Origin of the sequence: Streptomyces sp. NPDC051243 (assembly GCF_044455405.1) — a bacterium.
In the GTDB taxonomy this organism is placed as follows: Bacteria; Actinomycetota; Actinomycetes; order Streptomycetales; family Streptomycetaceae; genus Streptomyces.
Genome location: NZ_JBITES010000005.1, coordinates 338,397 through 350,568 on the forward strand (window position 1 = coordinate 338,397; position 12,172 = coordinate 350,568).

A 12,172-nucleotide genomic window follows, 5' to 3' on the forward strand; every position below is an offset into this window, starting at 1 on the left:
CGCTCACCCCTCCCCGGCCAGCCGTGCGGCCGCGACCGCCGCCTGGCCGTAGCTGATGCCACCGTCCCCGACCGGGACCTGACCGCCGACCAGCACCCGCACCCCCTGCGCGCGCAGCCGGCGCTTCACCTCGGTCAGCAGCCGCCGGTTGACGAAGCAGCCGCCGCCCAGACACACGGTGCGCGGGGCGCCCTCGGTCACGGCCCGCGCCACGAGTTCGGCCGTGACGATCGCGAGCGTCAGATGGAAGGCCGCCGCCAGCCGGGTCACCGGCTCCCCGTCCAGCTGTCGCCGCAGCAGATCGGCCAGGGTCGGTGAGGAGTCGTACACCCACAGGCCCTGAGACCGTACGACCCGATGAGCGAGGGGTACGGCGTGCTCGTCGCCCGCCGCCGCTTCGAGCAGGACGGCCGCCTCACCCTCGTAACTCACCTGGTCGGCGAGGCCGAGCAGTGCTGCCGCCGTGTCGAAGAGCCGTCCGGCACTCGACGCACGTGGGCAGTTGACGTTCCGCGCGACCATGGCGCGCACGACGTCGGCCTGGGCCGGGTCGAGCCGGTCGGTGAACGGCCGGGTGAGCCAGGGATACGGGCGCGGGGAGCCCAGCTGCTCGCCGCCCAGCAGCTGGCCGAGGGCGGTGCGGGAGGGATGGCGTACCGCCGCGTCGCCGCCGGGCAGGGGCGCCAGCGCGAACCGGCCCACGCGGCGGTAGCCGCATCGATCGGCGACGAGGATCTCGCCACCCCACAGCGTGCCGTCGTCGCCCAGCCCCAGCCCGTCGTAGGCGACCCCGAGGAATCGGCCGCGCACCCCGTGTTCCGCTGCGCAGGCGGCCACGTGCGCGTGGTGGTGTTGCACCGGGATCCGGCGCAGCGTCTGTGCCTCGGCCCACTGTGTGGAGAGACAGCCCGGGTGCAGGTCGTGGGCGATGGCCACCGGTTCGATGCCCGTGAGTTCCTTGAGGTGCGCGTACGACGCCGTGAACGCGTCGTACGTCGGCAGATCGGCCAGGTCCCCGGTGTGCGGCCCGATATGGGCCCGGCCGTCGGCAGCCAGGGTGAACGTGTGCTTCAGCTGGGCGCCGGCCCCGGCCACCGGCTGCCGTACGGCCAGCGGCAGCGCGGCGGGAGCGAGCCCGCGCGCCCGACGGACCGTGATCCTCGTCCGCCCGGTGAACTGCACCACGGAGTCGTCGTACCGGGCCCGGATCGGCCGGTCGTGTGTGAGGAAGCCGTCCGCCACGGCGGCGAGGGCGCCCTGAGCTACTTCGTCGTCGATGGCGATCGGCTCGTCGCTGAGGTTGCCGCTGGTGACCACGAGGGGCCGGGCCAGCTCGTCCAGGAGGAGGTGGTGCAGGCCGGTGGTGGGCAGGAACAGACCGACCCGGGTCAGTCCGGGGTGGACTTCGGGAGCGAGCGGGGCGGCTCGCCCACGCCACCGGCGCCTGCCCAGCAGCACCACGGGGCGCTCCGGAGAGGTGAGGGCCTGGCGCTCGCCGGCGCTGATCTGCGCCAGCCGCGCGGCCGCCTCGATGTCCGGGACCATCACGGCGAACGGTTTCGCCGGACGGCCCTTACGGCGCCGTAGCTCTGCCACGACCGCCGGGTCGCCCGCATCGCATACCAGCTGGTAGCCGCCCAGCCCTTTCAGCGCGACGATCCCGCGCCCGTCGACCGTCTTCACCGCCGCCCGCAGTGCCTCCTCACCACGCAGTTCCTCCCAGGCCAGACGTGGCCCGCAGACGGGGCAGGCGACGGGTTCCGCGTGGAAGCGCCGGTTGCCGGGGTCGGCGTACTCGGCGGCGCAGGCGGCGCACAGCGGGAAGCGGCGCATGGTCGTGCGGATCCGGTCGTACGGCAGGTCCTCGATGATCGTGGCGCGGGGGCCGCAGTCAGTGCAGTTGATGAACGGGTAGCGGTAGCGGCGGTCGTTCGGGTCGTACAGCTCGCCCAGGCAGGCGTCGCAGATCGCCGCGTCGGGCGGGATCTCGCGGGGTGCCGTGGCCGAGTCGCCGGGGGCGCTGAGCCGTACCTGGAAACCCCGGTCGTACGGCGACTGCCGCACACCGTCGGTCAGCCGGACGCGGCGCACCCGGGCGAGGGCCGGTGAGTCGGTGCGCAGGCGGGCGGCGAACTCCTCGATCGTGCGCGTCGGGCCGGCGACCTCGCCCTCGACATGACCGTTGACGTTGGCCACCCAGCCGGCCAGGCCGAGCTCGGACGCGGTGCGATAGACGAAGGGCCTGAAGCCGACGCCCTGGACGATGCCTTCGACGAGGAAACGGCGCACGGTCATGTCCGCCCCCTGGCTGAGACGTCCCCGTTCCGCGCGATCTCGTCCTCGACAGCCCGCACGAGCGGCTCCACCGCGTCCGCGACGGCAGGGGAGAGGCCGGTGCCCAGCTCGCTCTCGGCGCCCTCGACGGCGTACACGATCAGCCGCTCGGGCAGCAGGCCCAGCACCCGGGCCAGCTCGACCGCCTCACCCAGCCCCAGCCCGTGAGAACTCGTGGTCGCGGGCTGTGCGAGGAGCCCGGCGTCGAGTTCGAGGCGATGCACGCGGCCGGGGGTGCCCGGGTGGGCGTGCGCAGCGTCGACGACGACCGCGAGGTGGGCGCCCTCCCACAGGCCGATCAGCCGACCCGGCTCGCCGTCGCAGATCGCGAGGTCGACGTCCGGCAACAACGGCCGGTCCTCGCCCCGCTCGCACAGCCGGGCTAGCACGGCCCAGCCCACACCGTCGTCGCGCCGGAACTCGTTCCCGACGCCGATCACGGCGATCCGACCGCGGCTCCTCATGCCCCCACCGTGGGCCACGACCGCTGTGCGCCGCATGGGCCGAACGACCCCGGTCCTGGGGCCGACCATCCTCGGCGGCCGCCCTGCCTGTCGGTGCCGTGATCCCGTTGCGCGCTACACCGGCACGACCGCGACCGGGCACATGGCGTGCTGGAGTAGCGCGAGTGCCGTACGGCCCGAGCGGCGGCCGACCACAACGAGACCGGAGCTCTCGGCGGCATGGGCGAGTGCCACGTCCGGGGCGAGCAGGACGACGTCCTCCAGGACGTCGACCTCCGGATACTTGCCGCGCCACGGCCGCAGCGCGTCCGACAGCCGCTGTACCTCGTCGTCCTCCCAGGTGGCGCGATCCTCCTCCAGGACGGGGAAGGGCCGCTGCGCCGCCTGCGTGGGGAGCGTCCAGGCATCCACGGCGTGCAGCCGCGTGCCGCGCAGTCGGGCCGCCTCGAAGGCGACGCCGACGGCCCGGCTCGCCGGGTTGCGGGCATCGATTCCGAGCGTCACGGCGTTGGCATGGCCGGGAGGCCTCTCTCCGGAGAGGCTGCCGGGGACCAGCACCACCGGCCGCTCGCAGGACCGGGCCAGAGCCATGGCGGTCGAGCCCATGGAGACGCTGGGATGACTGCCCTCGCCTCGCAGACCGAGCACAAGCAGCTCCGCGTCCCCCGTCACTGTGTGCCGGGCCGCCGCCGGAGCCCCGCAGAGGTGCAGGCCCTCGGCCCGCAACGCCGGGTGCCGGTGGGTGAGTGCGGCGACCACATGGTCCGCCACTGCCTCGGGGTGGTACGGCCACTGCTCGGCCGGTTCCGGACCGTCCGGCGGCGACACGTGGACCACCCGCAAAGGCAGTTCACGCGACAGCGCCTCGCGCGCGGCCCAGTCGGCCGCGGCACGGCTGCGTGCCGACCGGTCGACGCCGGTGATGATCACTCGCTGCATGACGTGCCGCCTTCCCCCCGAGGGGAACTCGGTGCCCGGGCAAGCCCAGCGTCGCCGGGGAGTCGGCCCGCACACAGGGGCCGAACGGGCCCGCATCGGAGCCCTGGCGGCCCATACCCGCCGGTGAACCGCGGCCCGACGCTGGCACCGAGGAGCAGACCGACCACAGGAGGTGCGCGCCATGCTTCCGCCCGTCATGGCCGGAGTCGACGGATCCGCCGAGAGCCTCGCCGCCGCCGAGTGGGCCGCCCGCGAGGCGGCGCGCCGCGACCGGCCGCTGCGTCTGGTGCACGTCTGGAGCTGGCATCCCCACGAGGGAGCCGACGCGTCGGCGACAACGGTCCAGCGGTATCTGGCCCGGCGTGCGCTGCGCCAGGCCGAGGACCGCATCCGCCGTACCTGCCCCGGCGTCAAACTCGACGAGGAACAGATCGAGGGACCCGCGACCGGCGCCCTTCTGCACGCTGCCGAGCAGGCCGAACTGCTGGTACTGGGATCGCGCGGCCTCAGTGGATTCACCGGGTTCCTGATCGGCTCGGTCGCCCTGGGCGTGGTGGCACGGGCCGTCCGCCCGGTCGTCCTCGTCCGTGCGGGCGAGGAGGCGTCCGACGAGCATCTTCCGGACGCCGACGGCAGCCTGTCCACCCGCACCGGCTACCGGGACGTCGTCCTGGGCATCGACCTTGACGACCCCTGCGACGACGTGATCGAGTTCGCTTTCGAGGCGGCCCGGCTGCGCGGCGCGCGCCTGCACGTCGTGCACGCCTGGCAGGAGCGGTCGCCGTTGGGGCTCGGCCCCGGTGACATCGGTCTGGTGAACGGCCGGGAGCAGGCCGACGAGTGGCTCGGCTTCCTCACGGCCGTGCTGAAGGTCTGGCGGGACAAGTACTCCGAGGTGGAGGTGGCCGAGACGGTGACCGAGGGCCGCCCGCAGTCGGTTCTGGTCCGAGCATCCACCGGGGCGAGCCTGCTCGTTGTCGGCCGCCGGATGACCGAGCGCCCGACCGGCCCGCGCACCGGAGCGGTCACTCACGCCGCCATCCATCACGTCGGCTGCCCCGTGGCCGTCGTCCCCCACGAGTGAGAGGCCGTGGACCTGATGAGCGCGCCCACCAAGTACGTGTACGAATTCGCCGAGGGCAGCCGGGAGATGGCCGACCTTCTCGGCGGCAAGGGAGCGGGGCTCGCCGAAATGACCCGCCTGGGCCTGCCCGTCCCGCCTGGCTTCACCGTCACCACCGAGGCCTGCAAGGTCTACCTGGCCACAGGCGAGGAACCGGACGAGCTCGGCGTCGAGGCGGCGCAGGCGCTGGCCGGCCTGGAACGGGCCATGGGCCGCACGCTCGGGGCGCCCGACGACCCGCTGCTGGTGTCCGTGCGCTCCGGCGCCCGTTTCTCCATGCCGGGCATGATGGAGACGATCCTCGACATCGGCCTCAACGACCGGTCGGTCACCGGGCTCGCCAAGGCCTCTGGGCAAGAGCGGTTCGCCTGGGACTCCTACCGGAGGCTGATCCAGATGTTCGGCCGGACCGTGATGGGCGTGGACGGCGACCTGTTCGAGCAAGCCATCGCCGCCCACAAGGCCCGGCGTGCGGTCGCCACCGACCACGAACTCGACAGCGTTGAACTCGTCGAGCTCACCGATGAGTTCAAGGACATCATCCGCAAGGAGACCGGCGAGGACTTCCCACAGGACCCCGCAGAACAACTGGCCCGCGCCATCCGTGCGGTCTTCGACTCCTGGAACGGCGAACGCGCCCGCGTCTACCGCCGACGCGAACACATCCCCGAGGACCTCGGCACCGCCGTCAACGTCCAGGCCATGGTCTTCGGCAATCTCGGCCCGGACTCCTGCACCGGCGTCGCCTTCACCCGCGATCCCGCCAGCGGCGAGAGCGGCGTGTACGGCGACTACCTGCCCGACGCCCAGGGCGAGGACGTCGTCGCGGGCGTCCGCGACGCCCTGCCCCTGAGCGAACTGAAGGTCCTCGCCCCGCGCACGTACGTCGAACTCGGCGACCACCTGCGCACCCTGGAGGACCACTACCGCGACCTGTGCGACGTCGAGTTCACCGTCGAGCGCGGCAAGCTGTGGATCCTGCAGACCCGCGTCGGCAAGCGCACCGCCGAGGCCGCCTTCCGCATCGCCCACGACCTGAGTGCCGACGGCACGATCAGCGCCGACGAGGCCCTGGTGCGCGTCGACGGGGCCGCACTGACCCGGCTGATGTTCCCCCGCTTCGACACCACCCCGGCCGACGTGCCCCTCGCCCACGGCGTGCCCGCCTCGCCGGGCGCGGCCGTCGGCGTCGTCGTCTTCGACTCCGCAGAGGCCGTACGGCGTGCCGCGACCGGCGAGCACGTGGTCCTGGTGCGCCGGGAGACCACCCCCGACGACCTGCCCGGCATGATCGCCGCCGAGGCGGTGCTGACCAGCCGGGGCGGCAAGACCAGCCATGCCGCCGTCGTCGCCCGGGGTATGGGCAAGGTGTGCGTGTGCGGCGCCGAGGCCCTCACCGTCGACCCGGTCGCCCGCCGGTTCACCACGAAGACGGGTACGGTCGTGCACGAGGGCGACACCGTCTCCGTCGACGGCACCGCCGGTACGGTCCACCTCGGCGCACTCCCGCTCACCGCGTCGGATGTCGGCCGCGCTCTGGAAGCGGGCACCGGAGCCGGACCGCTCACCGAGGCCGTCCTGGGGGCGCTGGCCCACGCCGACTCCGTACGCCGCCTGGAGGTGCGGGCGAACGCCGACACACCCGAGGACGCCGCACGCGCGCGTGCCCTCGGCGCCCAGGGCATCGGCCTGTGCCGCACCGAGCACATGTTCCTCGGCGAGCGCAGGGCGCTGGTGGAGGCGATGATCCTGGCCCGCGACGACACTGCGCGAGAGAAGGCCCTGGCCGCCCTGCTGCCGCTGCAACGCGAGGACTTCATCGGCATCCTGACGGCGATGGACGGACTTCCGGTGACGATCCGACTGCTGGACCCGCCACTGCACGAGTTCCTGCCCGACCGCACCGAACTCGCCGTCCGCCTCGCCTCCGCGGCGAACCCGGACCTGCACGACCGCGACCTCCTGCGCGCCGTCGAGCGCATGCAGGAGCAGAACCCGATGCTGGGCCTGCGCGGTGTGCGCCTTGGCCTGGCCGTGCCCGGCCTGATGGCCATGCAGGTGCGGGCCGTCGCCGAAGCCGTGACGAATCGTCTGAGCGCGGGAGGCCGGCCGCACGCCGAGATCATGATCCCGCTCGTCGGCACGGTCGAGGAACTGCGCCTGGCCCGCACCGAAGCCGAACGCGTTCTCGCCGAGGTCGCGGCCGAGACCTGCACGACCCTCGACTGCCCGATCGGCACGATGATCGAGCTGCCCCGTGCCGCCCTCACCGCCGGACACATCGCCGAGGCCGCCGACTTCTTCTCCTTCGGTACCAATGACCTCACCCAGACCACCTGGGGCCTGTCCCGTGACGACGCCGAGGCCTCCTTCTTCCCGCTCTATCTGGAGAAGGGAGTCTTCGCGGTGTCGCCGTTCGACTCGATCGACCAGGAGGGCGTCGGGCGGCTCGTGGAGCTGGCTGTGGAGGCCGGACGCTCCGTCAACCCCCGCCTTGAGACCGGGGTGTGCGGTGAGCACGGCGGCGACCCCGACTCCATCCACTTCTTCCACCGGGCCGGACTGGACTACGTCTCCTGCTCACCGTTCCGCATTCCGGCGGCCCGACTGGAGGCGGGCCGGGCTGCCGTCACCGACCGCACCGGGACCAGCGACACCAGGTGAGGTGCATGGGTGAGTGCCCCGGCAGCGGTGCATTGCGGCGGACAGCAGGCCCGAGCCTGTGCGTGCGGGACCGGCCGGCCGCGCCGAAGACCCGGCGGGGTCGTTGCTGGGCTGGGAGAACGCACTCGCCCAGACCGCCCCGGCCTCGTCCCGCAAGGAACGTGTCGAGGCCGCTCGCGCCTTCGAACGTGCCACCCGCTCCCACATCCGCGCCGAGCGCGCCGACAACCGAGCCATCCGCTCCGCCGCCCGCGGCATCATCCGCGCCGGCAACGCCCTCGGCAAAGGCGAAGACGGCGGCACCACCGCGATGCTCCTGTCCACGATGGTCCTCGTCACCATCGCCGCCGTGCGCTGGCACTCCGCCCGCGGCCACGCCCAGCAGGCAGCCGCCGCCCAACGCGCCGCTCAACACCTGCGCAGTGCCTACCGATCAGCCGCCGCTGCCCCCATGCACGCGATGTGCGAGCACGGCCGTCTCCTCCCCGAACCCATACGAGAGCGGTACGCCGGCACCCTCGAAGCCGCGCTGCCCGAGCAGCCCGACTCCGTACGCCGCGAGCCCGGCTGGGACGCCCTCCCCGCCACCCTGGACCAGGCCAAGCTGACCGAGCGCCGACCCGAATAGGGCCTGGAGCATCGTGGACGCCGCCCGGTGGCGCATGCACTCAGGCTCACAAGGTTCCCTGATGATGCGATAGCGCTCTCGTGGGGGAGCTGATGAAACGGGCCTCAGCCGCCATGATATGGGCGTAGAAGCTAGAGCCAAGCGGCATAGGTATTTTCTCTTCGTCCCAAAAGCAGCGACTGAAGAGCGCGCGATAGTCGGTTTCTGTAAATGTGTCTTCCGGTAGACCAGTGCGAGCGTTCTGCGCCTCTCGGTAAGCTGTGATGACTGCATATGGACGATGAAGCCCGCTGGGCCACCGCCCGACGCTTGCTGCACGACCACATGCTCAAGCCTGAAGACCGCCTCGCCGGCCTGCTGTTGCTCCCTTATGCTCAGTGGCCCGCCGTGATCTCCCGGCTCACCGTCAAGGACGTCGAGGAGAGGGACGGAACCGTCCGCATCCGCCTCGGCGTCGTCCCGGTCGAGCTACCAGAACCGGTTGCCCAATTGGCCCTGCAGCAAGTCGAAGTCCGACGCAGCCATGCCGTCCTCGCCCGCTCGGACTCTCCCTGCCTCTTTCCCGGCGGCCAGCCCGGCCGCCCGATCAGTGCCTGGGCCATGGGAGAACGGCTCCGCAACTTCGGCATCCGGCTCGCCGAAGCCCGCTCGACCGCCCTGTTCCAGCTCACCACCGAGCTGCCCGCAGGCGTCCTTGCCCGCACCCTCGGCCTCGACATCACCGTCGTCGTCAAATGGCAGCGAGCCGCCGCCGGCGACTGGGCCGCCTACGCCGCCGAGGTCAGCCACCGAACCAGCACCCAGGAGTGACATGCCTCTTCTGCCCTACGACGCCGTGCTCTGCGACATCGACGGCGTGATCCGCCATTGGCCAGCCGCCGACAAGCTGGAGCACGAGCACGGACTTCCCATCGGCGCGCTCGCAGCCTCAGCGTTCGCACCCGCCCGCCTGCACCCGGCCATCACGGGGAAGATCACCGACGAGCAGTGGCGATCGGCGGTCGCCGCCGACCTCGCCGCCCGCCACGGATCAAAGGAACGAGCGGATGCGTCCGTGCGAGCCTGGTCCGCTCTCCTGCCCGCAGTCGATCAAGACGTCGTCGCGCTGCTCGGGAAAGTACGCGAGGTCGCGTCCGTCGCCTTGGTCTCCAACGCAACCACCCGGTTGGAGTGGGACCTGGAACGCCAGGGACTCGCCGACCTCGCCGATACCGTTGTGAACACCGCGCGCATCGGCGTCGCGAAACCCGATCTTCGTGTCTACCACACCGCTGCCGAGCGTCTCGACGCGGCGATCGACCGCTGCTTGTTCATCGACGACACCAAAGCCAATGTCACAGCGGCCCGCGAAGCCGGGATGACCGCTCTCCACTACCGCCAGCTCGAAGATCTACACGAGGCTCTATCGCCGCTTCTCAACGGATCGAGCTGAAGGGCATTCCGGGAGTTCCAAACCCGACGTCACCATTCGCGGTTTATCCCGAGGAAGCCCTCAACGGCCACCGGGCCTTCATCGCCCGTCGACGAGCCCTGCGGCCCAGCGAGGAATACCGGACCCCGACCGACGAGGAATGGAACGAGTTCCTCGGCCACTTCGAACGTCGGAAGGTCGCCCCGGGCGACTGCGGTCGTGCCTACGGCGCCAGCTGCCAGCATGAACACAGCTGTGTCCGCTGTCCCCTCCTTGCCCGTGACGGCCTGGGACGGCCACTGGCCATCATGCTCACGGCCGGCCGGCGTCACGACGGCGTCTGCGCACGCCCACTTCTCGAGCGGATCCGAGTGCCCCGCCTCGGTCGGGGCCGACCGCGCTGCGGACCGGACCACGTGGTCGCGGACAAGGCCTACGCCTCCCGCGGCTTCCGCGCCTACCTCCGCAAGCGAGGCATCAGCCACACCATCCCAGAGAAGCAAGACCAGCAACGCCACCGCCGCAACCGGGGCCGGGGCGGTGGTCGCCCGCCGCGGGTCGACCGGGTGATCTACCACCGACGTAACACCGTCGAACGCCGCTTCAACCGGCTCAAGAGCTTCCCCGGCATCGCCACCCGATACGACAAGACCGCCACTTCCTACGAAGCAGCGGTCTCTCTCGCATCGTTGCTGCTCTGGGCAAGATCCGTTTGAAGACGGACCCTAGCGGGCCACTGCTTGATCTGCGCCGATGCAGGCGAAGCCGGGGCCCGGCAGTGGCGTCTTGATCCCGTCTGGCAAGCCGGATGCTACGAATCGCTCGTAGAACGGCCGGCCCCGCAAGGTGCCGTCACCGCCCCGCTCCCGCACCACCTTCTACAGACCCGCAAACTGCGCCACTCGCGGCCCGGTGAATGTCTCCACCTACACTCGGTCAACCCTTAACACCCCGGCCATACCCGGGAGATGCCCAGCTCACGGCCTTGTGCAACACGCTTTTAGCGCTGTCCCGCAATTGATCTACGGCTCAGTGGTGCTGTCGGCGGCGGGGTCTGAGGAGTTGAGGGGGCCGTGGTATCGGGTGGTGCGGGAGCACCAGTCGTAGTTGCCGCGGATGGCAGCCCGCATGCCTTGGGTGAACCGGGCCACAGCGGCGCGGGCGGAAGGGGACATGCCGAGGGTGTCGTACAGGAGCGGCAGTTGTGCCTCCGCTGTCAGGAACTCCTGCATCCAGTCGTTGATCATGCGGTACGTGGTCTTCAGCGCATCTGCACGGCTGCAGGCTTCCTGCCGCTCCAGGACGAGGACGAGATTGTGGTGATCGCCGCGGGCTTCTTCCTTGGCCAGGGAGTACACGTCGTTGACGATGTTGATGTTCTGGTTGGCGGCGTCCCGCATAGCGTGCAGTAGGGGGCTGTCGTACGCTGCGGCGGGAACCTCGCAGCGCCAGATGCGTTCGACCGCGTCCCACAGGGGTGGCATGAACCCGCTGGCGTAACGCAGTTGCAGGTACTCCTCCACGCCGGGCTCGAGATCGTCGCGGCGATGGACGGCTTCTTGGACTTGGGCCTGTAGATACTGGTCCCAGTGCCGTAACGCGCGAGAACGCCAGGCGGGAGACATCCCGTCCTGCTCGCGGGCCCACAGGTCGGCGAAGGCGACCGCGACGGGGGGTGCCCCGCGCAGCGTCACGCCGGGTGCCGAGTGCACCAGCTCCCGCAGGGTCTCGATGTGGGCCTGAACGGCTTGCGGGTCGCGGCCCAGCGTGCCGTCGAATTGGTCGTCGAAGGTGCAGAACCAGCCCACGAAGCTGCATCCCAGGTCCAGGTCCGGGCTGCTGCAGGCGTGAAACCAGCGGGCGGCGACATCTTCGGGGTGCCAGCTGCGGTAGCGCGCGACACTCGTTTCGCCAGCCAGCAGTCCGGTGTGGCGCATCCATGTGATGTGGCGTTCCAGGGCTGCGGCAGCCTCGGGATGGCGCTGGGGCGGGATCGGCATCCAGATCCCGTCATCCGTTCTTCGGCGTGTCTGCCGTGTGCGCTTCCCGGTCGGAGCCGCCCCGTCCTGGTCCTGTTGCGTGGACAAGGGGTTCCTCCTGCGGGGCCGAAACCGCACGGAGGGCCCGCATGTGGCCAGGGTGCGCGGCGTGCGTGCGAGTTCGGCTGCGACCAGTAGACCAGGAGGTGCGGTCGGCCAATAGGCACACCGGGGGCTCTCTGTGGTGAGCGCCAAGTCTGGCGTGTTGAGCCAGTACCAACGGTTGGTACATGGTGCGCCGTGGAGGGGTCAGGCGACCCTGGGGTCTTCGGTGATGATCTTGTGGTGGCATGTGTGATCACGGCGTCGGAGCCGTCCTGGATAGCCCCGTTCACCGGGCTGAGCCCGCGTCAGTTCGGCAAGCCGATCGCGGTGTTGCGGCGCGAGGGTGTAGACCCCGTCCGCAGGGGCCGGCCCTGGAGCCTGCTGCTGGAGGACCGCGTGCTGCTGGTCGCCGCTTACTGGCGGACGAACCTCACCCTGCGGCAGCTGGCGCCGCTGTTCGGGGTGTCGAAGTCGGCTGCGGACCGTGGCGTCCGCTGCTTCGAGCCGGCCCCCCGGGCAGCTCCC

At 71.1% G+C, this 12,172-nt stretch carries 10 protein-coding genes and 1 pseudogene; 7 read left to right on the plus strand and 4 right to left on the minus strand.

Annotated elements, in window-relative coordinates:
• Window positions 1-3 precede the first annotated feature (3 nt).
• The 3 genes from hypF to ACIBAG_RS15380 form a co-directional block, all read right to left on the minus strand.
• A complete protein-coding gene (gene hypF / locus ACIBAG_RS15370) occupies window positions 4-2,295 on the minus strand; it encodes a carbamoyltransferase HypF (protein WP_399105070.1) in 2,292 nt (763 codons plus the stop codon).
• The gene (locus ACIBAG_RS15375; protein ID WP_399105072.1) at window positions 2,292-2,798 is read right to left on the minus strand and encodes a hydrogenase maturation protease; all 507 of its coding nucleotides are present in this window, start codon (window positions 2,796-2,798) and stop codon (window positions 2,292-2,294) included. The genes hypF and ACIBAG_RS15375 overlap by 4 nt, the downstream gene beginning before the upstream one ends.
• Window positions 2,799-2,912: 114 nt before the next feature.
• Window positions 2,913-3,737: a universal stress protein gene (locus tag ACIBAG_RS15380; protein ID WP_399105074.1), complete on the minus strand. Its 825-nt coding sequence runs from the start codon at window positions 3,735-3,737 to the stop codon at window positions 2,913-2,915.
• A 181-nt stretch (window positions 3,738-3,918) separates the two neighbouring features.
• Between ACIBAG_RS15380 and ACIBAG_RS15385 the strand changes: the two genes are divergently transcribed.
• The 6 genes from ACIBAG_RS15385 (at window position 3,919) to ACIBAG_RS15410 (ending at window position 10,279) form a co-directional block, all read left to right on the plus strand.
• A complete protein-coding gene (locus ACIBAG_RS15385; protein WP_399105076.1) occupies window positions 3,919-4,821 on the plus strand; it encodes a universal stress protein in 903 nt (300 codons plus the stop codon).
• A 15-nt stretch (window positions 4,822-4,836) separates the two neighbouring features.
• The gene (ppdK, locus tag ACIBAG_RS15390) at window positions 4,837-7,524 is read left to right on the plus strand and encodes a pyruvate, phosphate dikinase (protein ID WP_399105433.1); all 2,688 of its coding nucleotides are present in this window, start codon (window positions 4,837-4,839) and stop codon (window positions 7,522-7,524) included.
• Between the two features lie 58 nt (window positions 7,525-7,582).
• Window positions 7,583-8,152, plus strand: coding sequence for a hypothetical protein (locus ACIBAG_RS15395; RefSeq protein ID WP_399105078.1), 570 nt, complete (start codon window positions 7,583-7,585; stop codon window positions 8,150-8,152).
• Window positions 8,153-8,425: 273 nt separating this feature from the next.
• The gene (locus ACIBAG_RS15400) at window positions 8,426-8,962 is read left to right on the plus strand and encodes a hypothetical protein (RefSeq protein ID WP_399105080.1); all 537 of its coding nucleotides are present in this window, start codon (window positions 8,426-8,428) and stop codon (window positions 8,960-8,962) included.
• A gap of 1 nt (window position 8,963) precedes the next feature.
• Window positions 8,964-9,584 carry an HAD-IA family hydrolase gene (locus ACIBAG_RS15405; protein ID WP_399105082.1) on the plus strand — a complete coding sequence of 207 codons (621 nt, stop codon included), beginning with the start codon at window positions 8,964-8,966 and terminating at the stop codon, window positions 9,582-9,584.
• A 98-nt stretch (window positions 9,585-9,682) separates the two neighbouring features.
• Window positions 9,683-10,279, plus strand: coding sequence for an IS5 family transposase (locus tag ACIBAG_RS15410; RefSeq protein WP_399105435.1), 597 nt, complete (start codon window positions 9,683-9,685; stop codon window positions 10,277-10,279).
• A gap of 306 nt (window positions 10,280-10,585) precedes the next feature.
• Here ACIBAG_RS15410 and ACIBAG_RS15415 read toward each other — a convergent pair whose 3' ends face one another.
• Window positions 10,586-11,563, minus strand: coding sequence for a pentalenene synthase (locus tag ACIBAG_RS15415; protein WP_399105084.1), 978 nt, complete (start codon window positions 11,561-11,563; stop codon window positions 10,586-10,588).
• 324 nt (window positions 11,564-11,887) lie between these two features.
• On the opposite strand from ACIBAG_RS15415, the pseudogene ACIBAG_RS15420 reads away from it, so the two are divergent.
• Window positions 11,888-12,134 (plus strand): annotated as a pseudogene (locus ACIBAG_RS15420) (transposase family protein); the annotation flags it as partial.
• Between the last annotated feature and the right edge of the window lie 38 nt (window positions 12,135-12,172).

What these genes read in the sequence shown, in the direction of transcription:
- hypF (WP_399105070.1), bottom strand. Translation starts at nt 2,295, where the DNA reads ATGACCGTGCGCCGTTTCCTCGTCGAAGGCATCGTCCAGGGCGTCGGC.
- ACIBAG_RS15375 (WP_399105072.1), bottom strand. Translation starts at nt 2,798, where the DNA reads ATGAGGAGCCGCGGTCGGATCGCCGTGATCGGCGTCGGGAACGAGTTC.
- ACIBAG_RS15380 (WP_399105074.1), bottom strand. Translation starts at nt 3,737, where the DNA reads ATGCAGCGAGTGATCATCACCGGCGTCGACCGGTCGGCACGCAGCCGT.
- ACIBAG_RS15385 (WP_399105076.1), top strand. Translation starts at nt 3,919, where the DNA reads ATGCTTCCGCCCGTCATGGCCGGAGTCGACGGATCCGCCGAGAGCCTC.
- ppdK (WP_399105433.1), top strand. Translation starts at nt 4,837, where the DNA reads ATGAGCGCGCCCACCAAGTACGTGTACGAATTCGCCGAGGGCAGCCGG.
- ACIBAG_RS15400 (WP_399105080.1), top strand. Translation starts at nt 8,426, where the DNA reads ATGGACGATGAAGCCCGCTGGGCCACCGCCCGACGCTTGCTGCACGAC.
- ACIBAG_RS15405 (WP_399105082.1), top strand. Translation starts at nt 8,964, where the DNA reads ATGCCTCTTCTGCCCTACGACGCCGTGCTCTGCGACATCGACGGCGTG.
- ACIBAG_RS15415 (WP_399105084.1), bottom strand. Translation starts at nt 11,563, where the DNA reads ATGCCGATCCCGCCCCAGCGCCATCCCGAGGCTGCCGCAGCCCTGGAA.